General features: G+C 42.9%; 23 protein-coding genes. 19 read left to right on the top strand and 4 right to left on the bottom strand.

The window, feature by feature from the left end; translation table 11 throughout:
- Positions 1 to 59 precede the first annotated feature (59 nt).
- Positions 60 to 1,490 carry an exodeoxyribonuclease I gene (gene sbcB, locus D3222_RS11440; protein ID WP_118986267.1) on the bottom strand — a complete coding sequence of 477 codons (1,431 nt, stop codon included), beginning with the start codon at positions 1,488 to 1,490 and terminating at the stop codon, positions 60 to 62.
- Positions 1,491 to 1,849: 359 nt separating this feature from the next.
- On the opposite strand from sbcB, the gene tssD reads away from it, so the two are divergent.
- Positions 1,850 to 2,134, top strand: coding sequence for a type VI secretion system tube protein TssD (gene tssD / locus D3222_RS11435; protein WP_232832489.1), 285 nt, complete (start codon positions 1,850 to 1,852; stop codon positions 2,132 to 2,134).
- Positions 2,135 to 2,591: 457 nt separating this feature from the next.
- Positions 2,592 to 2,909 carry a PTS system regulator TmaR gene (gene tmaR / locus D3222_RS11430; protein ID WP_112878499.1) on the top strand — a complete coding sequence of 106 codons (318 nt, stop codon included), beginning with the start codon at positions 2,592 to 2,594 and terminating at the stop codon, positions 2,907 to 2,909.
- 45 nt (positions 2,910 to 2,954) lie between these two features.
- On the opposite strand, the gene D3222_RS11425 is transcribed toward tmaR, so the two are convergent.
- Both D3222_RS11425 and rne read right to left on the bottom strand, forming a co-directional pair.
- Positions 2,955 to 3,587: an NAD(P)-binding oxidoreductase gene (locus D3222_RS11425; protein ID WP_118986265.1), complete on the bottom strand. Its 633-nt coding sequence runs from the start codon at positions 3,585 to 3,587 to the stop codon at positions 2,955 to 2,957.
- Between the two features lie 185 nt (positions 3,588 to 3,772).
- Positions 3,773 to 6,835, bottom strand: a complete 3,063-nt coding sequence (gene rne, locus D3222_RS11420) for a ribonuclease E (RefSeq protein ID WP_118986264.1) — start codon at positions 6,833 to 6,835, stop codon at positions 3,773 to 3,775.
- A 560-nt stretch (positions 6,836 to 7,395) separates the two neighbouring features.
- On the opposite strand from rne, the gene rluC reads away from it, so the two are divergent.
- Positions 7,396 to 8,355 (top strand): 23S rRNA pseudouridine(955/2504/2580) synthase RluC, encoded by a 960-nt coding sequence (gene rluC, locus D3222_RS11415; protein WP_118986302.1) that lies wholly within the window; start codon positions 7,396 to 7,398, stop codon positions 8,353 to 8,355.
- Here rluC and D3222_RS11410 read toward each other — a convergent pair.
- Complete coding sequence (locus tag D3222_RS11410) at positions 8,352 to 8,942, bottom strand: Maf family protein (RefSeq protein ID WP_118986263.1); 591 nt, start codon at positions 8,940 to 8,942, stop codon at positions 8,352 to 8,354. The genes rluC and D3222_RS11410 overlap by 4 nt on opposite strands.
- A 142-nt stretch (positions 8,943 to 9,084) precedes the next feature.
- On the opposite strand from D3222_RS11410, the gene yceD reads away from it, so the two are divergent.
- The 16 genes from yceD (at position 9,085) to thiK (ending at position 21,840) form a co-directional block, all read left to right on the top strand.
- Positions 9,085 to 9,609, top strand: coding sequence for a 23S rRNA accumulation protein YceD (yceD, locus tag D3222_RS11405; protein ID WP_036782159.1), 525 nt, complete (start codon positions 9,085 to 9,087; stop codon positions 9,607 to 9,609).
- Between the two features lie 12 nt (positions 9,610 to 9,621).
- Entirely contained in the window at positions 9,622 to 9,792 is a 171-nt protein-coding gene (gene rpmF / locus D3222_RS11400; RefSeq protein ID WP_011147057.1) for a 50S ribosomal protein L32, read from the top strand.
- A gap of 29 nt (positions 9,793 to 9,821) precedes the next feature.
- On the top strand, positions 9,822 to 10,859 hold the full coding sequence (gene plsX, locus D3222_RS11395; RefSeq protein ID WP_118986262.1) for a phosphate acyltransferase PlsX: 1,038 nt from the start codon (positions 9,822 to 9,824) through the stop codon (positions 10,857 to 10,859).
- A gap of 6 nt (positions 10,860 to 10,865) precedes the next feature.
- Positions 10,866 to 11,819 carry a beta-ketoacyl-ACP synthase III gene (locus D3222_RS11390; RefSeq protein ID WP_118986261.1) on the top strand — a complete coding sequence of 318 codons (954 nt, stop codon included), beginning with the start codon at positions 10,866 to 10,868 and terminating at the stop codon, positions 11,817 to 11,819.
- A gap of 24 nt (positions 11,820 to 11,843) precedes the next feature.
- Positions 11,844 to 12,776, top strand: a complete 933-nt coding sequence (gene fabD, locus D3222_RS11385) for an ACP S-malonyltransferase (RefSeq protein WP_118986301.1) — start codon at positions 11,844 to 11,846, stop codon at positions 12,774 to 12,776.
- Between the two features lie 8 nt (positions 12,777 to 12,784).
- Positions 12,785 to 13,519, top strand: a complete 735-nt coding sequence (gene fabG, locus D3222_RS11380) for a 3-oxoacyl-ACP reductase FabG (protein WP_118986260.1) — start codon at positions 12,785 to 12,787, stop codon at positions 13,517 to 13,519.
- A 154-nt stretch (positions 13,520 to 13,673) separates the two neighbouring features.
- A complete protein-coding gene (acpP, locus tag D3222_RS11375; protein ID WP_011147052.1) occupies positions 13,674 to 13,910 on the top strand; it encodes an acyl carrier protein in 237 nt (78 codons plus the stop codon).
- Between the two features lie 73 nt (positions 13,911 to 13,983).
- Positions 13,984 to 15,225: a beta-ketoacyl-ACP synthase II gene (gene fabF / locus D3222_RS11370; protein ID WP_118986259.1), complete on the top strand. Its 1,242-nt coding sequence runs from the start codon at positions 13,984 to 13,986 to the stop codon at positions 15,223 to 15,225.
- Between the two features lie 239 nt (positions 15,226 to 15,464).
- On the top strand, positions 15,465 to 16,289 hold the full coding sequence (gene pabC, locus D3222_RS11365) for an aminodeoxychorismate lyase (protein WP_118986258.1): 825 nt from the start codon (positions 15,465 to 15,467) through the stop codon (positions 16,287 to 16,289).
- Between the two features lie 66 nt (positions 16,290 to 16,355).
- Positions 16,356 to 17,381, top strand: a complete 1,026-nt coding sequence (mltG, locus tag D3222_RS11360; RefSeq protein ID WP_118986257.1) for an endolytic transglycosylase MltG — start codon at positions 16,356 to 16,358, stop codon at positions 17,379 to 17,381.
- On the top strand, positions 17,378 to 18,016 hold the full coding sequence (tmk, locus tag D3222_RS11355) for a dTMP kinase (protein ID WP_118986256.1): 639 nt from the start codon (positions 17,378 to 17,380) through the stop codon (positions 18,014 to 18,016). The genes mltG and tmk overlap by 4 nt, the downstream gene beginning before the upstream one ends.
- The gene (gene holB, locus D3222_RS11350; protein ID WP_118986255.1) at positions 18,016 to 18,999 is read left to right on the top strand and encodes a DNA polymerase III subunit delta'; all 984 of its coding nucleotides are present in this window, start codon (positions 18,016 to 18,018) and stop codon (positions 18,997 to 18,999) included. Before tmk ends, holB begins: the two co-directional genes overlap by 1 nt.
- Positions 19,000 to 19,030: 31 nt before the next feature.
- Entirely contained in the window at positions 19,031 to 19,816 is a 786-nt protein-coding gene (locus D3222_RS11345; protein ID WP_118986254.1) for a metal-dependent hydrolase, read from the top strand.
- Positions 19,817 to 19,886: 70 nt separating this feature from the next.
- Positions 19,887 to 20,243: a purine nucleoside phosphoramidase gene (hinT, locus tag D3222_RS11340; protein WP_118986253.1), complete on the top strand. Its 357-nt coding sequence runs from the start codon at positions 19,887 to 19,889 to the stop codon at positions 20,241 to 20,243.
- 180 nt (positions 20,244 to 20,423) lie between these two features.
- Positions 20,424 to 20,990: a penicillin-binding protein activator LpoB gene (gene lpoB / locus D3222_RS11335; protein WP_118986252.1), complete on the top strand. Its 567-nt coding sequence runs from the start codon at positions 20,424 to 20,426 to the stop codon at positions 20,988 to 20,990.
- A complete protein-coding gene (gene thiK, locus D3222_RS11330) occupies positions 20,953 to 21,840 on the top strand; it encodes a thiamine kinase (protein ID WP_369973514.1) in 888 nt (295 codons plus the stop codon). The genes lpoB and thiK overlap by 38 nt, the downstream gene beginning before the upstream one ends.
- Positions 21,841 to 21,945 lie beyond the last annotated feature (105 nt).

The following is a 21,945-nucleotide window of genomic DNA, read 5'->3' as shown; positions in this document are numbered from 1 at the left end:
TAAAAAGAAAGGCGAGTATATATGACTCGCCGTTTTATATTTGTCCACTATTTGTTTGATTATCCGACTAATTTGACTGCATACTCCATCAGTGCTTTAAGTTGACCGCATTTTTCTTCATTACTTTGGTGTTCAATAAAGAGTTGCTCAATGATAAAGATATATTCACTGAGTTTATCCTGAGTTAATACATCTTGACGATGACGTAGCCAGCGTTGTTGTTCGTCATAAGTCAGAGTAGCGGGGTAATTTTTGGCACGGTAGCGGAATAACAGAGTCTTAATTCGCGGGTCTTGGAAAGTCAGGTTTAAAGCAGGTAAATTCTGCGGCAGTGTCTCACGGATAATATCCATTGCTGCTTTATCGGCACGACTAAAAAAACCATCATACAGCTTAGCGTCAACATTATCGGATTCAGGAAAAGGCTCGGTCTCTGCAAACAGCTCTACAATTTTTTCTCTGATTTGTGGATTATTTCGCAGAATAGCCAGATTTCTTTCACAATGATCCCGATCCAAACCGATACGTTCAGCATCTTCTGTCCGCAAAGTATTATCGGGGGCGATTATTGGGCACTTATTAATGTGAACCAGTTTTATGGGGACTGGTGGTTGATCTGGCTGCAATTCATCATGGCGGGTGTATAGACGTTCACGCAATGCATCTGCATCCAATTCCAGTAATGGTGAAATATCTCCAGCTAAATCGCATACAATAACGGCATTCTGATTTACTGGATGCCAGGCAAGAGGTGCAACCAAACTGAGATTGCTGCGAGCAGAGCCAAACATCCCGGAAACATGAACCAGCGGTTTCATTTGGGGGATATCGATGAGGGCGCTAATTTTCTGCTTATTTCTTAATTGAAAGAAATAATTGAACATCCTTGGCTGTACTTCTTTGAGTAATTTTGCCATTGCGATTGTGGCGTAGACATCGGACATGGCATCGTGAGCATGTGAATGTTCAACGCCATTTGCCTTGGTCAGATGTTCCAGTTTAAAGCTAGGTAGACCATCTTCATTCTTTGGCCAGACAATACCTTCGGGGCGTAAGGCATAACAGGCACGTAATACGTCAAGCAAATCCCAACGGGAATTACCTTTTTGCCAACTATAAGCGTATGGATCATAAAAATTGCGGTAAAAGATATTCCGGCTGACTTCATCATCAAACCGAATATTGTTATAACCGAGGATACAACTGTTCGGCACACTGAATACATTATGAATCTGGCGGGCAAATTCCGCTTCACTGACCCCTTTTTCTAATGCAATTTGAGGCGTAATGCCGGTAATCATGACAGCTTCTGGTTGTGGGAGATAATCATCAGCGGGTGAACAGTAAATAACTAATGGCTCTTCAATAATATTGAAATCCATATCAGTACGAACACCGGCAAACTGAGCTGGCCTATCTAAGGCCGGATGTTGACCGAAAGTTTCGTAGTCATGAATGTAAAAGGTGGGTTGTTCGCTACTGTTTTTCACTGTTATTCAATGTCCAATGATGTTAATCGTTTGTTTCTGCTGTTCTTTCAAGGAGTAAATGGTATTTTTACCCTAAAATACAGGCAATTATTGCTTACTATCTTAGAGAATCCAGGTAATTGCAATAACATTGTATACATGTTTTCCTACTTTCTGTTCTGCGATTAGGAAGCCAATGATTAACATTTTGGGTACTTGAAATAAAAAATTGTATATTTTAAGGCCGATTATCCTTGACTACGTTGACATATTTATTTCAATATGTAGGCGAAATGTTGAAATTATTAATAGGGTGAATATGTAAAATTTAATTTATTTAAAGATTAATGGCCAGAACCAAGGGTTAATTTTTGCTGGCTGTGGTGGAAGAGATTCAATTGGCAAAAAGTTTGGATGATAACGAAAAATTAGAGTATTTCTTTGAATTTTATCGTATTAATGAAAATGGTGGACTTGAACTTTATTATACAATCCGTCTTGGGCAGGCATATATTGCTAGTTTGAAATCAGATTACCCGCATTCATTAACCAGCAATCATATGATGTCACAGGAGATTCTTTCAATCGAGTACATAAATATCACATGGAATAATGTGGCCTGCTCAACCGGCGCATATAGTATTTGGGATGAAAGGGTTTTTTAATGGATGGATCTAAAGAAATTGCGGAAAAAATGGTTGCAACAATTGGTGATGGTGACAGCGGTTGGCTTACCGGGTTTGCTGAAGGGGTATTAGATATATAAAATTATGCTCCGATAAATTTATTATTACATTAGCTTAGTAATTCCAGGGATTATAGTGATTAATGATCATTGCACTTTGAGCGCTGGAAGGAAGAGATGGTAGTTAAGGAATGGGGAAGGGACGTAAAGAACTGTGCTTCTACCAGTGAAAGGTTTTTGCTGAATTATTCACCTATATTAACCCGTTGTTTTCGATTAAAGCAATATGCTGAACTCTTCATCAGCAAGCTAACAGGTTTACGTAATCAATTAAAATCAATAAGGAATGGAAACTGACTTGTCTATTAATAACGTTAAGTTGTATTGTGTAATCCAATTGGATAATCTGTGCGTTTGAGTTAAAGAAAGGTATGAAAATGGACAACGTAAATAAGCCATCATTCCACAATGTGTTGGAGTTTGTACATATGTTTCGTCGTAAGAATAAGTTACAGCGCGAAATTGCAGACAATGAAAAGAAAATACGCGATAACCAGAAGCGTGTTTTATTGCTTGATAACTTGAGCGAATACATCAAGCCTGGTATGTCAATTGAGGATATTCAGAGCATCATTATGAATATGAGAAGTGATTATGAAGACCGTATAGATGATCATATAATTAAAAATGCGGATCTTTCTAAGGAGCGTCGTGAATTGTCTAAAAAGCTTAAAACAATGGGTGAACTGAAATAGCATCATTAGAATAACCACGCATGAATGCGTGGTTATTTTTACCAACTACGCAACAGCCCAATCAGGTTTAAGCTCTGGATCAACTAAGGTATAAATCTGCTGATATGAAGATTCTTCTTCTGCCATAGTTGCCAGTTGATGTGCAACATCTTGGCGGCTAACTACACCATGAATTTCATGCTGATATCTTTGACAATGGCCTGTTCCCGGTTTATCTGTTAATCCTCCTGGACGAATAATTGTGTAATTCAAGGAACTTGTTTGAAGGTAGCTTTCTGCCATTGATTTACGCCTGACAGATTGGCCAAACAATGATTTAGCTCTGGGTGACAGGGTTTTCCAGCCTTCGCCACAACCTATTGAGGTAACGAGTAACATACGTGTTATTCCAGCTTTCTCAATAGTATCAATGATAGTCATATTGCCAAAGAGATCTGAATCAATTCCACCAATAGTAGAAAAGACGATTGCTTCTGAACTGACATGTTGTACCGTTTTTTCAATATCTTCAGCATTACAGGCATCACCTTGTATCACTTTGACACCTAAAGCACTCAGCTCAGTAGCCTGCTGAGAATTGCGGATAAGCGCAATGACGGGACGTTTTTGTTGCAGTGCAACGGTCACGAGATGACGTCCAACGCCACTACCTGCACCAAAAATAAGCCACGGTTTCATAGGTTATTCTCCTGGTTAAAATAAGAAATCAAATGATAATTAATTGAACAGGGTAACGGTAATGACCGTTTAAACTAACCCTTATGTGGATAGAATAAAATTAACGGTAAGTATTTTTGTGGGGTTAGTGGCAAAAAAAATGGCTCCCTAAAAAGAGCCATTCTGCTAATATTAAACAATGTTGTTTATTTAAAGAATTGCGGTTTAGCCATTGGTGAAGTAGCCGCATTAGTGGCTGAGTGGCCTCCAGCTCCCCCTTTCCCTTCAAAATGAGAAAAAGGCCGTTGCCATTCGCTGATAATAATAGGTTTTTCAATCATCTCAGGGGCTGGCGCTTTGGTCATCGGCGCATAAGAATGATGAAATTTGTCTATAATAGCAACAGGTTGTTTAACCATTTCATCTTTACTCTCTTCAATAATCATCACTGCTGCAATTTCTTCAGAAACAACAATGTCTTCTTCTGCTTCAGATTGCTGTTCAAATTCAGGGATAATCGGTGTTATTGCAACCAGTTCAATAACTGACCGCTCTTCTTGCACTGATTCAGTTTGCTGTAGAACAATATCATTTTGTTTTGTAATGCCTGTTTCAGATTTGATTCCATTCTGGTGAGCTTCTGGCATCCCTGCTACCTTAGGCGATTCAATGATGGTTTGTTCAGACTCTGCGACAACGATGATTGCAGGTACTGTTTCTGCTGCTATTGCTGGCAATACCCCATTTTGCTGTTCGATCATGGAAATTTCCTCAGGAATTTCTATGGAAATCGGAACCACTGGATAGCGAACCCAAACTTTACCGGAAGCCATTTCTGGTGATGCAACAGCCATGGATAATGGTGCCGGTGATTGAAGTAGATTTCTCTCATCGCGGTAACGGCGGCGGCGCTGACCACTAACGCGCAAATGACGAGGTGAGCGACGAGAGCGGCGTGGCATAACATTATCTTGTTGCTCTTTATTTTCAGTCAATTGTTGTGGCTGAGCTGTTTCTACGGGTATTTCAACAGGTACTGGTAATTGCTCTTCTGTAACAACAGGTACGGGCAGTGAGGCGACAGTTGTAACTTCTTTCACTTCATCTATGATGCGAATTTTTTGTTCAAGCTGACGACGTTGGCGACGTGGCATAACCGGTAGACGTTCTTCAACCTCATTTTCAACGACTTCTGGTTTCTGGGTTTCAAGTTGCTGCTGGCGTTTTTCTTCCTGACGACGGCGTTGACGTTCCGCACGTTGCTCGCGACGTTGCTGTTGCTGTTGGGTTTCACGAGCAGCAGTATCTATCGTCACGTTGTTATCTTGAGTGCCATTTTTCTGTGGAGTATTACGATTTTTCCATTGTTCGTCACGATCGCGGTTATTACGTTGTTCATCACGCAGATTATTATCATCACGATCTTTACGTGAATTTTGGCGGCGTTGATTGCGTCGTTCAGAAGAGCGACGGTTATCATGACCGGATAATTTGTTCTCTTTTTTCTGTGCCGGTTTTTCTTCTTCTGCTTTTGTACTGAACATTTTTTTCAAAGCAGTCAAGAAGCGGCTTAAGAGACCAGGTTGTTCCGTTATAGTCTGAGCAGTGTGGTTAGGCTTTTTCTCTTTTGCTTTGTGTGATGATTGTTGTGCTGGCGTATCGGCTGGCAAAGCAAAGGCAGAAATAGCGGGCTGCTCAGGACGCTTACGTTCAGGTTGGACATCTTCTTGAGGATTTGTCGTTCCAGTTTCATGGAATTGAGGAAGCAGATAACTCAGGGTAGAAATTTCCTCGCCCTTACGCACGCGCAGAACAGAGAAGTGGGGAGTCTGCATTTGATCGTTAGGCACGATCACCACGCCAACATCTCCTTGACGGCGCTCAATTGCACTGACAGCCTGGCGTTTTTCGTTTAGTAGATATGAGGCGATTTGTACTGGAACAATAGCATGGACTTGATGCGTGTTCTCTTTCAGTGCCTCTTCTTCAATCAGACGCAAAATGGATAGTGACAGGGATTCATTATCACGAATAGTCCCTGTGCCGCTACAGCGCGGGCAAACGTGGTGGCTAGATTCACCTAGTGATGGGCTCAGGCGCTGACGGGACATTTCCAGTAGACCAAAGCGGGAAATACGGCCAATTTGAATACGAGCACGATCCTGACGAACAGCATCACGTAGGCGGTTTTCCACTTCACGTTGATGACGTACTGGTGTCATATCGATAAAATCGATAACAATCAAACCACCAAGGTCACGCAGGCGTAATTGACGGGCAATTTCATCCGCTGCTTCAAGGTTGGTATTAAAAGCGGTCTCTTCGATATCTCCTCCGCGTGTTGCTCGGGAAGAGTTAATATCGATCGCAGTTAATGCTTCCGTGGTATCGATAACCACGGCACCACCTGATGGCAGGCGAACTTCACGCTGAAACGCAGATTCAATCTGTGATTCAATCTGATAATGGCTGAACAGGGGAACTTCGCCGCTATACAGCTTGATTTTACTGGTGAAATCTGGGCGGCCAAGCGCGGTGATATGCTGGCGTGCCAGATCGAGAACTTTAGGGTTGTCGATTAAAATTTCACCTATGTCTGGGCGCAAATAGTCTCGGAAAGCACGGACGATAACATTACTTTCTTGATGGATTAAGAATGGCGCAGAGCGGTTTTCGGCGGCTTTTTTGATCGCTTCCCAGTGTTTAAGGCGAAATGATAAATCCCACTGTAGTGCTTCTGCGGACTTACCGACGCCCGCAGTGCGGACAATCAGTCCCATTCCTTCTGGCACTTCTAGCGATGCCAAAGCTTCTTTCAGTTCTGTTCGGTCATCTCCTTCGATACGGCGGGAAATACCACCCGCGCGAGGGTTATTAGGCATTAGTACCAGATAACTGCCCGCCAGGCTGATAAAAGTGGTTAAGGCAGCCCCTTTATTACCTCGTTCTTCTTTATCGACTTGAACGATAACTTCCTGGCCCTCCCTTAAAACATCTTTGATATTAGGGCGACCGTGAGGATGGTAGTTATTGGGGAAATATTCGCGGGCGATTTCTTTAATAGGAAGGAAACCATGCCGTTCAGCGCCGTAGTCAACAAAAGCAGCTTCCAGACTAGGTTCAATTCGGGTGATTTTACCTTTGTAGATATTTGCTTTTTTTTGCTCGTGTCCTGGGCTTTCGATATCCAAATCATAAAGGCGTTGCCCGTCAACCAGAGCAACACGCAACTCTTCTTGCTGAGTTGCGTTGATTAGCATTCTTTTCATTGTAACTTACTCATTATTTTTTACATTAGTTATAGAGCTATGGGCAAATATAGATAAGTGACTGGTAACCGATGGTCTCGTGTCTTTTACAAATCCGCCAACCTCCCGGTTGTCGTTTGTATAGAGACGCATATTTTCGGCAGGTCTGAATTTTCACTTAGAAAACAGTACCTTTTTCTAGGAATAATCTGCAAATATAAATGAAGCTGATTTGATCCAATTCCAGTAATCTGCTACCCATAGCCCGCTAATTATTTGATTTCCCAGTACGTCTTACGCCATTGCTGCGTTTTTGTGCAATCAAATATAGAACAAACGTTTAACTTCGCCATTCAGGATTAAAAAACTGATGGTGGCTACGTATTATTCCATTGCTGTTGGGGTGATAGCAAGGTGACTTTATGTCTTTAAGCGGTTTTTCTGATGAAATAGGAAGAAATAGTTAATATTTAATCTTTATCTTAAAGTAGGGAAGGTAACAACCAGAAAGTATGCGTGATTTTTACACATAATTTAAAAATGAGTAGCACTCTGCTTGAGTGATAATTAAAATTGCTATCATGAAAACGAATAATCAAGTTGTACAATTTGTCACTATTGATGACGATGAGGCTGGACAGCGAGTTGATAATTTTTTATTAGCGCGTTTGAAGGGTGTTCCTAAGAGCATGATTTACCGGATTGTGCGTAAGGGCGAAGTCCGGGTAAATAAAGGCAGGATAAAACCTGAGTATAAATTGTCTGAGGGGGATGTTGTCAGAATTCCGCCGGTTCGGGTTGCGGAACGGCAAGAGATACCAGTTTCAGCTAAACTGGATAAAGTCGCTGCATTGGACGACTGTATCTTATACGAAGATGACCATATTCTGGTGCTCAATAAACCTTCTGGTACGGCCGTTCATGGCGGTAGTGGTTTAAGTTTTGGCGTTATCGAAGGATTGCGGGTATTGCGTCCGGAAGCAAAATTCCTCGAATTGGTGCATCGTCTGGATCGTGATACCTCTGGAATTTTGTTAATTGCTAAAAAACGCTCAGCTTTACGGGCCTTGCACGAGCAATTACGCCTTAAACAGATGCAGAAAGATTATCTGGCTTTAGTTCAAGGACAATGGCAATCACATTGTAAGGTGGTTCAGGCTTCATTGCTGAAAAATATCCTGCAAAGTGGTGAGCGGATTGTTAAAGTAAGCAATGAAGGTAAGCCTTCTGAAACACGTTTTAAAGTAGAAGAGCGTTTTGCCAATGCAACGTTAGTGAAAGCCAGCCCGGTAACAGGTCGGACTCATCAAATCCGTGTTCATGCTCAATATGCTGGGCATCCGATCGCTTTTGATGATCGCTATGGGGATAAAATTTTTGATTCGCAATTGTCAAATACGGGTCTTAACCGCCTATTCTTGCATGCCAGCGCGCTAAAATTTACTCATCCCTCGACGGGGGAGACATTACGTCTTGAAGCACCGATGGATGAGCAATTGCGCTATTGTATAAAAACGCTACGTCGGAATCACAGTAATTAACCTATCGCCGTCAGTGGGTTTATCCCCTGGCGGATTAATAATTCAGTCAATGTAATTAATGGTAAACCTATCAGCGTATTCGGGTCTTTCCCTTCAAGTCGTTCAAATAAAGTGATTCCTAACCCTTCGCTTTTAAAGCTTCCGGCACAATTAAGGGGGTTTTCCGTGGTTAAATAAGCCCAGATTTCATCATCAGTCAGCTCTCTAAAATAGACATTGAATAATTCACAACGGGTATCAGTTATACCTGTTTTGCTGTTAAAGAGAGAAATGCCGGTATAAAAGGTGACGCAATGACCACTGGCTTGCTGTAATTGTTTAAATGCATTTTCGAAACTATGGGGCTTGCCGGTGATTTCGCCATTAATAACACAAACTTGATCAGAACCAATAATCAAATGCTGAGAATATTTTGTTTGTAATGCCTGTGCCTTGGCTTGTGCCAAACGCATAACGAGCTGTTCCGCATTTTCATTCATTCGAGGTGTTTCATCAGTATTAGGAGCCGCGCATATAAAGGGTAAACGAAGTTTTTCCAGTAACATGCGGCGGTAAGCTGATGTGGAAGCTAAAATGATTTGTGTCATAATTTTTCCAAAAGACATGGCGAAATAATTGCAGGCATTTTAAACTAGGCACCGCTTAATAAGCGAATATTTGGCGGAAAGGTGCAGATGTGTGGCCTTTTTCTTTGACTATATCTCATTACAAAGATAATATGCGCGCCTTATGCAAAAGGTAAAATTACCCCTGACCATTGATGCGCTTCGCGCAGCTCAGAAACGATTAGACTACGCAGGTAGTTATTCACCTGAGCAAGTTTTGCGTATCGCGGAATCTGTGGTTAGCGTGGACAATGATGTAGACAGCGTTTTATCGTTTCAGATAGATAACCAACGTCTGGCGGTTGTGCGTGGGCATTCCGATGTGGATGTTACGCTTGAATGTCAGCGTTGTGGCGGTAATTTCAGCCATCACGTTCACATAACATATTGTTTTAGCCCGGTCGTCAATGATGAACAGGCTGAAGCATTACCGGAAGAGTATGAGCCAATTGACGTTAACGAATTTGGCGAAATAGATTTGCTGGCAATGATTGAAGATGAAATAATTCTTTCTCTGCCGGTGGTTCCGGTACATGATTCTGAACACTGTGAAGTGTCCGAAGCGGACATGGTGTTTGGTGAATTACCTCTAGAGGCTGAAAAACCAAACCCATTTGCCGTATTAGCCAGCTTAAAGAAAAGTACTTAAGGAGTAAGGTCAATGGCCGTACAACAGAATAAACCAACTCGTTCTAAACGTGGTATGCGTCGTTCTCATGATGCACTGACTGCACCATTACTATCTGTAGATAAAACTTCTGGTGAAACTCACCTGCGTCACCATGTGACTGCTGATGGCTACTACCGTGGCCGCAAAGTCATCAACAAATAATCTCCGCCAGTCATTAGCAAGTTGATACCTTGACTAATCTGACTTTAGCGTTAGATGCCATGAGCGGGGACTTTGGTCCTCGCGTTACGGTGCCTGCTGCATTGCAGGCACTGGCATCTAACCCTAGACTTAAATTATTGCTGGTCGGCGCCCCCGATACCATTTCCCCGATGCTTGCAAACAGTGATGCTGAGTTGCTTAGTCGTTTGCAAGTGGTTCCTGCTGAACAGGTCGTGGCTAACGATGCGAAGCCGTCGCAGGCAATTCGTAATAGCCGCGGAACGTCAATGCGTATTGCATTGGATTTAGTGAAATCTGGTGAAGCGCAGGCGTGTGTCAGTGCAGGGAATACCGGAGTATTGATGGGGTTGTCTAAAGTAATGCTAAAATCGATAGAGGGCATTGAAAGACCCGCTTTGATGACCGTGTTACCAAACCTGAAACAGCGGCAAACTGTCGTATTGGATTTAGGCGCCAATGTTAATTGCGATAGCCGCATGCTAGTGCAATTCGCCATCATGGGTTCAGTGATGGCAGAGGAAGTGGTCGGTGTGGTTAATCCCGCGGTAGCATTGCTTAACATTGGTACAGAAGAGAGTAAAGGGCTGGATAATATCCGCGAAGCCGCCACTATTTTAAAGCGCATTCCGACAATAAATTACATTGGATATCTGGAAGGCGACGAATTACTGACAGGTAAGAGCGATGTGTTGGTATGTGACGGCTTCGCAGGTAACGTGACGTTAAAAACGATGGAAGGGGCGATTAGAGTTATCTTATCCTTGCTCAAATCATCGGATGAACAAAAGAAAAAATTTTCCTGGTTGCTGAAAATAGTCAAGAAGTGGTTGCAAAAACGGATGACAAAACGCTTCGGTCACCTGAACCCTGACCAGTATAATGGCGCATGTCTGTTAGGATTATATGGAATTGTAATCAAAAGCCATGGGGCGGCTAATGAGCATGCGTTTAAAGCCGCAATCGAACAGGCTGTTCAGGCCGTTGAAAGGCAGGTTCCTGATAGAATTGCTGCACGCCTGGAAACAGCATTACCCAAGAGTGACTGAACATACATGTATACAAAAATTTTAGGTACAGGTAGTTATCTGCCTGCGCAAGTGCGTACTAATGCTGATTTAGAAAAAATGGTGGATACTTCTGATGAGTGGATTGTTACCCGTACAGGTGTCCGCGAACGTCGTATTGCTACTGATGATGAAACTGTTGCAGTTATGGGGTTCCGGGCTGCAAAGAAAGCAATTGAAATGTCGGGCATTGATAAAGATCAGATTGATTTAATCATTGTTGCAACAGCTTCATCCACCCATGCTTTCCCCAGTTCCGCGTGCCAAATTCAGCACATGTTGGGTACCCAAAATTCTGCGGCTTTTGATATTTCCGCCGCTTGTTCTGGTTTTGTTTATGCACTGAGTATTGCTGATAAGTTTATTAGAACCGGTGCGGCCAAACATGCACTTGTTATTGGTTCTGATTCTATTACCAGAACACTTGATCCAGAAGATCGCGGAACACTTGTCCTGTTTGGCGATGGTGCGGGTGCTATGGTGGTAGGGGCTTCTAATGAGCCAGGAATTCTTTCAACTCACCTTCATGCAAACGGTAGCTATGGTAAATTGTTGGTATTGCCTTATCAGGAGCGTCAGAATCTAAAAGAACCAGCGTATGCCAGTATGATCGGTAATGAAGTATTTAAGATTGCAGTCCGTGAATTGGCTAACATAGTTGATGAAACTCTAGAAGCAAATAACTTACCGTATAGTGAGTTGGATTGGCTGGTACCTCATCAGGCTAATTTGCGTATTATCGCGGCGACAGCTAAAAAATTAAATATGACAATGGATAAAGTAGTGGTAACGCTAGATCGTTACGGTAATACTTCTGCGGCATCGGTACCTACAGCATTTGATGAAGCAGTACGTGATGGCCGGATTAAGCGTGGTCAGTTAATCTTAATTGAGGCTTTTGGTGGTGGCCTTACTTGGGGTTCAGCACTGATACGTTTTTAATTTGACAGGAAGATGAACATGTCTATGTCTGAATTTGCAATGGTATTTCCTGGTCAGGGTTCTCAAGACCTTGGTATGTTGGCCGATTTGGCTACAGCGTTCCCGGTTGTCGAGCAAACTTTCGCTGAAGCGTCTGATGTACTGGGATATGATCTCTGGGCACTGGTTCAACAGGGGCCAGAAGAAGAACTGAACAAAACATGGCAAACTCAACCCGCGTTGTTGACAGCATCGGTTGCTATCTGGCGGCTTTGGCAGGAAAAAGGTGGAAAAGCACCATCACTGATGGCTGGACATAGCCTTGGTGAATATTCCGCACTGGTTTGTGCGGGTGTCATTGATTTCAAACAAGCAATTAGACTTGTTGAACTGCGTGGCAAATTGATGCAAGAAGCCGTGCCTGAAGGCACTGGTGCAATGTATGTTATTATTGGTTTAGATAATGAGTCCATTGATCGTGCCTGTAAAGAAGTAGCTCAGGGGCAAATTGTTTCTCCTGTTAACTTTAACTCACCTGGTCAAGTTGTTATTGCGGGTGAGAAAGAGGCGGTAGAGCGTGCTGGTGATGCATGTAAAGCCGCCGGTGCGAAACGTGCGCTGCCTTTGGCAGTCAGTGTACCGTCGCATTGTGCACTGATGAAACCCGCCGCAGATAAGCTGGCAGTTGTTTTGGAAGGAATTGAATTTAGCCATCCTCAGTTCCCGGTGGTAAATAATGTTGATGTGAAAATAGAACAATCTGCTGAAGCTATCCGTGATGCACTGGTACGACAACTCTATAACCCTGTTCGTTGGACAGAAACAGTTGAATTTATTGCTGGACAGGGTGTCGGGCGGCTATTAGAAATAGGGCCAGGTAGAGTTTTGACAGGTTTAACTAAACGAATTGTCAATACCTTAAGCGCAGCAGCAGTTAATGACACAGCTTCACTAGTAACTGCATTGGAAAATAATTGAGGAACAATATGAGATTAGACGGAAAGATTGCATTAGTAACAGGTGCTAGCCGTGGGATCGGTCGTGCAACTGCTGAGCTATTAGCAGAGCGTGGAGCCTATATCATTGGTACAGCAACAAGCGAAAAAGGCGCTGAAGTCATCAGTGCTTACCTTGGTGAAAAAGGTAAAGGTTTTGTACTGAATGTCACTGATCCGGAATCGATTGAACAGCTCATGTCCACCATCCGAACAGAGTGTGGTGGGCTTGACATTTTAGTGAACAATGCGGGTATCACAGGTGATAACTTGGTGATGCGCATAAAGGATGATGAGTGGCAGCATGTTATTGACACTAATCTTTCATCCGTTTTCCGTATGTCAAAAGCGGCAATGCGCTTTATGATAAAAAAACGTTATGGTCGTATTATCTCTATTGGTTCTGTTGTTGGATCGATGGGGAACCCTGGGCAAGCAAGTTATGCAGCGGCGAAAGCAGGGATTATTGGTTTCAGTAAAACATTGGCTCGCGAAGTGATTTCCCGTGGTATTACTGTTAACGTTGTTGCGCCGGGGCTGATTGAAACTGATATGCTAAAAGCCTTGCCAGAGGAGCAGTTGGCGAGTTTTTCGAATGATATCCCCGCTAAGCGGCTTGGGGATGTCAAAGAAATTGCTAGTGCTGTAGCTTTCTTAGCTTCTGATGAAGCGGCTTACATCACAGGCGAAACATTACATGTCAATGGCGGCATGTATATGAACTAAAAAATGAGCGAACCAGTTGCATTTTTTGTGTCAAATAACGCAAAATAGAGCAAGTTTGTGGTTCGACCAGCCGGGATTGGGTTGCATCTTTTCCTGTATTTTATAAACTACGAAAACCATCGCGAAAGCGAATTTTGATAGGAAATTTAATAGCATGAGCACTATTGAAGAACGCGTTAAAAAAATCATCGTTGAACAACTTGGTGTTAAAGAGGAAGAAGTTGTTAATTCAGCTTCTTTTGTAGATGACTTGGGCGCTGATTCTCTTGACACAGTTGAACTAGTAATGGCTCTGGAAGAAGAGTTCGATATCGAAATTCCAGATGAAGAAGCAGAAAAGATCACTACAGTTCAGGCAGCTATTGATTACGTCCAGAACCAAAGCGAATAAGTGAACACACCTAGGCGGTCATTCGACCGCCTATGTTTCCGCCCTAAATAACTTCCCTCCCTGGAGGATGAGCGTGTCTAAGCGTCGAGTAGTTGTGACCGGATTAGGCATGTTATCTCCTGTCGGTAATACAGCTGAATCTTCTTGGAAAGCTGTTTGTGCCGGACAGAGTGGTATCAGCCTTATTGACCATTTTGACACCAGTCACCATGCAACTAAGTTTGCTGGTCTGGTTAAAGGTTTTAATCATGAAGATTTCAATATTTCGCGCAAGGATGCACGAAAAATGGATGATTTCATTCAATATGGTATTGCAGCAGGTGTGCAAGCCATTGAAGATTCTGGAATTGAAGTAACAGAAGCCAATGCTAGTCGTTTTGGTGCTGCTATTGGTTCTGGTATTGGTGGTTTGGGTCTGATTGAAGAAAATCACGGGGCGTTGGTGGCGAGTGGTCCTCGTAAGATCAGCCCGTTCTTCGTACCTTCTACGATCGTAAACATGGTAGCAGGTCATCTGAGTATTATTTACGGCTTGCGTGGCCCAAGCATTTCTATCGCCACGGCATGTACGTCAGGTGTACATAATATTGGCCATGCTGCCCGTATTATTGCCTATAATGATGCTGACATTATGCTAGCCGGTGGTGCGGAAAAAGCCAGTACTCCTCTGGGGGTTGGTGGTTTTGGTGCTGCCCGTGCTTTATCTACCCGTAACGATAATCCACAAGGTGCAAGTCGTCCGTGGGATAAAGACCGCGATGGTTTTGTTCTGGGGGATGGCGCAGGTATCTTGGTACTGGAGGAATATGAACATGCGAAGAGACGTGGTGCGAAAATTTACGCAGAAATCGTTGGCTTTGGCATGAGCAGTGATGCTTATCATATGACGTCACCGCCAGAAAATGGTGCGGGTGCCGCGCTGGCGATGGAAAATGCGCTGAAAGATGCCGGTATCACGACCAAGCAAGTGGGATATATTAATGCTCACGGTACTTCAACATCTGCTGGCGACTTAGCGGAAGCCCATGCAGTTGAGTTGGTGTTTGGTAAAGGCACTGATGTTTTAGTGAGTTCGACTAAATCAATGACTGGTCATTTGTTGGGTGCTGCGGGGGCGGTTGAATCTATTTTCACTATCCTGGCATTGCGTGATCAGGTTGTTCCGCCAACTATCAATCTGGAAAATCAGGATGAGAACTGCTGTCTGGATTTCGTGCCAAATGAATCCCGTAAGGTAGAGGGGATGGAATATGCATTGTGTAACTCTTTCGGCTTCGGTGGCACTAACGGCTCACTGATTTTCCGTAAGAGGTAAACCTGATTGACAGACAAAGCCTGATATTACAGAAACTTGTTGTTGAGGGCTTCTCAGTATGATTTTGTAAATACTGGGAGGCGACAGAATAGAGAGCTCCAATAGTTAATAATTATTGGAGCTTTTTTTGTGACAAGAGCCGTGGGCATTTTTGCACTCGTGTCAGCGATATACTATGATACCGTTTGTTGATAAATTGCATTGAAATGCCTTTTTTGAGTAATTAAGCACAAAATTATATGTATTGGATTAATGGGGAGCGGAGCGACTATTTACCTGTCAATGATCGTTCAGTTCAATTCGGTGATGGTTGTTTCACAACAGCAAAAATAGAACAGGGGCAGACCGCTTTGTTGCCACTGCATATCCAAAGATTACAAAAAGGCGTTGAAAGGTTATATCTTCCACAGCCCGATTGGCAACAGCTTGAAAACCATATAAAACAGATTGCTTCCACAACTGAACAAGGTGTACTTAAAGTTATTATTTCCCGTGGAGCTGGAGGGCGTGGTTATAGTGCTCAGGGTTTTACACAACCCAATCAGATCTTGTCTCTTAGTTCTTATCCCGATAAGTATTTGAAACAGCGTCAGAAAGGTTTATCTATGGTACTCAGTCCGGTACCGATGGGAATAAACCCCTATCTTGCTGGAATTAAACACCTTAACCGCTTAGAACAGATATTGATTAAATCATTTATCGAAAAATCAAATGCCGATGAAGCTCTGGTCGTTAATACTGATGGTTTTCTGGTTGAATGCTGTACTGCAAACATTTTCTGGCGTAAGGGCAAAGATGTGTATACTCCTGATTTACGAGGCTGTGGTATCGAAGGTGTGATGCGGGAAAGAATAATCGCGCTATTATCGGAAAGCGATTATCACTTTTCTTGTGTAAACTGTTATCCCGAAACATTGGCTGATGCAGATGAGGTGATAGTCTGTAATTCTTTAATGCCAGTGATACCTGTCAGAGAAATTCAAGCTTATGAAAATCAGCCCGGATGGAAATATCAGTCAAGGGAACTGTATGAATATTTGCTTCCTGAATGTCTGAAGTTGTAATTCACGATGTATTTAAGTGAACCGTGTGTCTAAGTAAACAATGTGTTTAAGTGATTAGATTAATTGATGAAATGGAAAAAACGCCTTTTTGCCCTATTGGTTTTGATTGTCATTATGGCAGCAATATTACTCTATGCTGGCTATGAAAAAGTTGAAAAATTTGCGGATCAAACACTAACAATTAAACAGGATCGAATATTTACCCTGTCAGCTGGTATTGGTCGTCATGGTTTGGAAGCGTTACTGGTTCGGGATAACCTGATTGAAGATAGTCATATTTTCCCTTGGTTATTAAGGTTGGAGCCAAAACTTGCCGAGTTCAAAGCGGGAACTTATCAATTAACACGAGAAATGACTTTACGGGAAATGTTGCAATTATTCTCTAGTGGTAAAGAAGCGCAATTTACGGTCCGTTTTGTTGAAGGTGGCCGTTTATCTGACTGGTGGAAAATACTACAGCAATCTGAATATCTTAAACATGAATTGGATAATAAAGATGCTCGGGAATTGGCTGAAATACTCGATATTAAAGATGCGGATACCCTGGAAGGGTGGCTTTATCCTGATACCTATCACTATACGGCAGGTACAAGCGATGTTGCATTGCTGAAACGAGCATATCGACGGATGAAAATGACGCTTGAAGAGGAATGGAACGCGCGCGACAAAAATTTGCCCTATAAGAATGCTTATGAAATGTTGATTATGGCGTCGATTATTGAAAAAGAGACCGGTGTTGAGGCCGAGCGGACAAAAGTTGCTTCTGTATTTATTAATCGTTTACGGTTGAATATGCGACTTCAAACTGATCCGACAGTGATTTATGGTTTAGGTGAAAAATATACAGGCACTATTTTTCGTAAAGATTTAACGACATTGACGCCCTACAATACTTATATGATTAATGGCCTGCCACCTACACCGATTGCAATGCCTGGCCTTGCTTCTATAAAAGCGGCCGCACACCCGGCAAAAACCGAATTTCTCTATTTTGTGGCGAATGGTAAAGGTGGTCATACTTTTACGGCCAATCTGGCTGCGCATAACAAGGCGGTAAATATTTACCGTCAGGGGTTAAAACAAGACAAATGAACAGCAAATTTATTGTTATTGAAGGGCTGGAAGGTGCAGGAAAAACGTCAGCGATGAAAACAGTCGTTGAAATATTGCAGCAGCACGGTATTCAGAATTTAATTTTTACCCGTGAACCGGGTGGAACACCACTGGCGGAAAAATTACGTGGGTTAATTAAACAAGGTGTTGAAGGTGAACCTCTGACGGATAAAGCAGAGGTGTTAATGTTATATGCAGCCAGAGTTCAATTAGTCGAAAATGTGATTAAACCTGCTTTGTCTCGCGGTACATGGGTTGTGGGTGATCGTCATGACCTCTCTTCCCAGGCATATCAAGGGGGAGGACGTGGTATTGATAAAAACTTAATGACTTCGTTACGTGATACTGTGCTGGGTGATTTTCGTCCTGACCTGACTATTTATCTCGATCTTCCTCCTCGGATTGGTTTACTGCGTGCCCGTGAACGTGGAGAGTTAGACCGAATTGAAAAAGAGTCGATGGATTTTTTTGATCGTACGCGCAGTCGTTACCTGGAGTTTACAGCACAGGATAAGAGTATTGTGACCGTTGATGCGGCTCAACCAATAGAGCAAGTACAAGCAGATATTTATCAGGTACTTGGGCAATGGCTGAAGCAGCAGGAAAATGGCTAATGAATTGGTATCCGTGGCTTAATCAGGCATATCGTCAGTTGGTGGAATTTCATCGGCAAGGACGAGGCCATCATGCTTTATTGGTTCATACTAATGCAGGTACTGGGGCCGATGTGTTGATCTATGGATTAAGCCGATGGTTGATGTGTCGGAATAGACAGGGGATGAAAAGTTGTGGGAAGTGTCATAGTTGTCATCTGATGATGGCAGAAACTCATCCTGATTGGCATATTATGTCACCGGAGAAGGGTAAAACCAGTGTTGGTGTGGAAGCGGTACGGCAGATTACGGAAAAGCTTTATAGCCGCTCTCAGCAAGGTGGGGTAAAAATTGTCTGGTTACCTTTGACCGAATGTCTGACAGATGCTGCGGCCAATGCATTATTGAAAACGCTGGAAGAGCCACCGGAACATACCTATTTTCTTCTGGAATGTCGGCAGCCGTCCAGTCTTTTGGCCACTTTACGTAGCCGCTGTTTTTACTATTTTTTGCCGGTACCTGAGATGGAAAGTAGCCTGTATTGGTTGCAAAAACAGTTGCCTTTAATTTCTTCGGTCGATGCAATGACAGCGTTGAAACTGTCTCGGGGAGCACCTGTAGCAGCAGAACAATTGTTGCAACCGGAGCAATGGCAGATACGAGAACAGTTTTGCCAGGCTGTTAAACAAGCTTTGGATAAACGTGATGCTTTGTCACTTTTACCTCAACTGAATCATGAAAATGCGCCGCGGCGCCTTCATTGGCTTATCAGTTTGTTATTTGATGCGGTGAAGTGGCAACAGCAGTTACAGCGTTATTGCATCAATCAGGATCAACAAACGCTGATTTATCAATTGAGTTCCATGCATACTATGGCTGTTTTACTGAAAAGCGTTGATGACTGGATGTCTTGTCGTCATCAGTTGCTTTCAGTCGTGGGCGTAAATTGGGAATTGTTACTGGCAGAACAGTTGCTCAATTGGGAAAAACAGTTTACTTCATAACCCTGAAATCTTTTTGTATACGAGTTTAAATATGTTGTTAGTTGATTCGCATTGTCATCTCGATTGCCTTGATTATGAAAAGCTACATAAAAATGTAGATGATGTTGTCGCAAAAGCGGCAGATCGGGAGGTTAAATTTATGCTGGCAGTAGCGACGACGCTACCCGGTTTCCAGCAAATGAAAACCCTGATTGGTGAACGGGAAAATATCGTATTTTCCTGTGGTATTCATCCACTTAATCTGGATGAAGGTTATGATTTTGATGAGTTGGCGCGTTTAGCGGCCGGGAATGAAGTTGTTGCACTAGGTGAAACTGGGCTGGATTACTATTATCAACAGGATAATGCTGAATTACAGCGAACCTCGTTTCGTGAACATATCCGTATCGGACGCAAACTCAACAAGCCTGTTATTGTTCATACCCGCAGTGCCCGTGATGATACTTTGAAGGTATTGCGTGAAGAACAGGCACGAGAATGTGGTGGTGTTTTGCACTGTTTTACCGAAGATAAAGATACGGCGAGAGAATTATTGGATTTAGGCTTCTATATTTCATTCTCTGGTATTGTGACTTTCCGTAATGCGGAGCAGATTCGTGAAGCGGCAAGATATGTACCGTTGGATCGTATTCTGATTGAAACCGATTCTCCTTATCTTGCACCTGTGCCTCATCGTGGTAAAGAAAACCAGCCTGCCTATGTGCGTGATGTCGCGGAATATATGGCTGTACTCAAAGGAGTGAGTATTGAGACATTGGCGGAAGTGACCACACAGAATTTTTGCGATTTATTTCATGTTGATGTAGATAAAATTTGATTTATTAACTTGAATCTTTGGTTTGTAAGCGTTCATATATCTGTTGTTTTTTTAATAAAAGGAAAATGTGATGGCAGAAGAAACTATTTTCAGTAAAATTATTCGCCGTGAAATACCTTCTGATGTTGTTTATCAGGACGATCTAGTCACTGCATTCCGCGATATTTCTCCACAGGCACCGACTCATATTTTGATTATTCCAAATGTCCTGATCCCAACAGTGAACGATGTTAAACCGGAGCATGAAGCAGCGTTAGGACGAATGATGACGGTTGCAGCAAAAATTGCTGAACAAGAAGGCATTGCTGAAGATGGATATCGTTTGATTATGAACTGTAATCGCCATGCGGGACAGGAGGTTTATCATATTCATATGCATTTGGTTGGTGGTCGTTATTTAGGACCATTACTGACGAAGATGATGTGAAGTACCGAAATTCACATATGTAGGCAGATATTCGGGGTTATTTATCCTAAGATAGCTCCGAATATCTCGATTTTTTAATAAATGCTGCAAATTTATCATGGGAATTGGACCGATAATATATTGCTGGTGTCATAGCAAAAACTTATCTGTTTTTTAAAGCTCTATAATTGGAATAGGTTGATGAAAAGAATTTTTTTTGTAGCGCTATCGGTTATGTTCTTGGCGGGTTGTCCATCTTTACCACCGGAGCAGCCTGAACCTCCGACGCCGGTTGTACCAGTGACGCCACCGGAACCGACTCTGCCATCTGAAAAGGTACCAGAGCCTCCTAAAATGCGCGCGATTGACTGGGAAAGTACTGTGCAACCATTAGTGGAGCAACTCGTTAAGGCTCATGGGTTGGAAAACGGGAAGTTACTATTAGTTGATACAGTGAAAAACAATACTAACGGCGCATTACAAACCATGCAAGCAACCGATGCTTTGCGTCAGGCTGTCAGTAGCGAGCATGTTTTTGAATTAGTACCACAAAATCAGGTGCAAAATGCCCGTCAATCTCTGGGCTTATCTGAAGAAGATAGTTTAGGGTTGCGTAGTAAAGCGATTGGTCTAGCTCGTTATTTGAATGCGGATTATGTTCTTTATTCTATCGTTTCAGGTAACAGTGATAAGCGTGATATCGTCATGCAACTGATGTTGGTACAGACGGGTGAGATTCTCTGGTCAGGGCACGGTGACGTTAAATAATCATGATTGTTTGTTGCAGGCATTGTGCAGGCAATGGCCGCATACCGCAGTAAGCGATTGGAAGATAAGACCGCTAAGTGGTCTGACAAATGAGAGCTATTATGCCACTAATGGTGAATATCATGTTGTCGGCCGCAGGCAGTGGCGGCAGGGGAAACAGCTTGGCGTTAATCGTCAGCGTGAAAGCGCCATTTTGCGCCATCTCAGTCAGGTAAAAATTGCTCCGCAAGTCATAGCAATGGTTCCTCACTGGCTGTTGTTGGAGTGGTTGCCCGGTCATATTATTGGGCAAGATGAGTTTTCTCAGCCTGAGTTTTTGCAAAAACTGGCGGTATTATTGGCTATTTTGCATCACCAGCCTCTGTTTGGTTACCAACTTCAACTGAGGCATCAGCTAGAAAGCCATTGGCTGCAAATTGATAAAGCGCGTCTTACTCCCCGCTGGTTGCGGTTGCATAAACATTTTATGTCGTCTCCGGTTCCTTCAATATTAAAATTATCACCCGCCCATATGGATGTGCATGGCGATAATTTGCTTAATACTTCTCAGGGGCTGAAACTCATTGATTGGGAATATGCAACTGATACCGATATTGGGTTCGCGTTAGCGACGCTATTTCGCACTAATCATTGGGATGAACCGCAGCAGCAGGATTTTTTGAACGACTATTGTCGTCAGCCATCAGGATACTTGGATCGGACACGATTAGAGCGTCAGATTAAACGTTGGCGGCCTTGGGTTGATTACATGCTTTTGATGTGGTTTGAAGTGCGCTGGAAACAGAGTGGTGATCGACACTTTTTAGAATTAGCGCAACCGTTACGTCTCTCTTTTGGTCTAACGTTTTAAATCTTTATTACACTGCATTAATGGCAGTATATGAATATATACCTAATAGATTTCGAGTTGCAGCGCGGCGGCAAGTGAACGAATCCCCAGGAGCATAGACAACTA

Origin of the sequence: Photorhabdus sp. CRCIA-P01, from assembly GCF_003545805.1 — a bacterium.
Taxonomy (GTDB): Bacteria; Pseudomonadota; Gammaproteobacteria; order Enterobacterales; family Enterobacteriaceae; genus Photorhabdus; species Photorhabdus antumapuensis.
The sequence above is the reverse complement of the archived record's forward strand: the minus strand, read 5'-3'. Positions and strand labels throughout refer to the sequence as shown.

What these genes read in the sequence shown, in the direction of transcription:
- lpoB (WP_118986252.1), top strand. Translation starts at nt 20,424, where the DNA reads ATGAAAAGAATTTTTTTTGTAGCGCTATCGGTTATGTTCTTGGCGGGT.
- hinT (WP_118986253.1), top strand. Translation starts at nt 19,887, where the DNA reads ATGGCAGAAGAAACTATTTTCAGTAAAATTATTCGCCGTGAAATACCT.
- mltG (WP_118986257.1), top strand. Translation starts at nt 16,356, where the DNA reads ATGAAATGGAAAAAACGCCTTTTTGCCCTATTGGTTTTGATTGTCATT.
- acpP (WP_011147052.1), top strand. Translation starts at nt 13,674, where the DNA reads ATGAGCACTATTGAAGAACGCGTTAAAAAAATCATCGTTGAACAACTT.
- fabD (WP_118986301.1), top strand. Translation starts at nt 11,844, where the DNA reads ATGTCTGAATTTGCAATGGTATTTCCTGGTCAGGGTTCTCAAGACCTT.
- rluC (WP_118986302.1), top strand. Translation starts at nt 7,396, where the DNA reads ATGAAAACGAATAATCAAGTTGTACAATTTGTCACTATTGATGACGAT.
- rpmF (WP_011147057.1), top strand. Translation starts at nt 9,622, where the DNA reads ATGGCCGTACAACAGAATAAACCAACTCGTTCTAAACGTGGTATGCGT.
- D3222_RS11390 (WP_118986261.1), top strand. Translation starts at nt 10,866, where the DNA reads ATGTATACAAAAATTTTAGGTACAGGTAGTTATCTGCCTGCGCAAGTG.
- tmaR (WP_112878499.1), top strand. Translation starts at nt 2,592, where the DNA reads ATGGACAACGTAAATAAGCCATCATTCCACAATGTGTTGGAGTTTGTA.
- rne (WP_118986264.1), bottom strand. Translation starts at nt 6,835, where the DNA reads ATGAAAAGAATGCTAATCAACGCAACTCAGCAAGAAGAGTTGCGTGTT.
- D3222_RS11345 (WP_118986254.1), top strand. Translation starts at nt 19,031, where the DNA reads ATGTTGTTAGTTGATTCGCATTGTCATCTCGATTGCCTTGATTATGAA.
- tmk (WP_118986256.1), top strand. Translation starts at nt 17,378, where the DNA reads ATGAACAGCAAATTTATTGTTATTGAAGGGCTGGAAGGTGCAGGAAAA.
- yceD (WP_036782159.1), top strand. Translation starts at nt 9,085, where the DNA reads ATGCAAAAGGTAAAATTACCCCTGACCATTGATGCGCTTCGCGCAGCT.
- pabC (WP_118986258.1), top strand. Translation starts at nt 15,465, where the DNA reads ATGTATTGGATTAATGGGGAGCGGAGCGACTATTTACCTGTCAATGAT.
- D3222_RS11410 (WP_118986263.1), bottom strand. Translation starts at nt 8,942, where the DNA reads ATGACACAAATCATTTTAGCTTCCACATCAGCTTACCGCCGCATGTTA.
- D3222_RS11425 (WP_118986265.1), bottom strand. Translation starts at nt 3,587, where the DNA reads ATGAAACCGTGGCTTATTTTTGGTGCAGGTAGTGGCGTTGGACGTCAT.
- fabG (WP_118986260.1), top strand. Translation starts at nt 12,785, where the DNA reads ATGAGATTAGACGGAAAGATTGCATTAGTAACAGGTGCTAGCCGTGGG.
- holB (WP_118986255.1), top strand. Translation starts at nt 18,016, where the DNA reads ATGAATTGGTATCCGTGGCTTAATCAGGCATATCGTCAGTTGGTGGAA.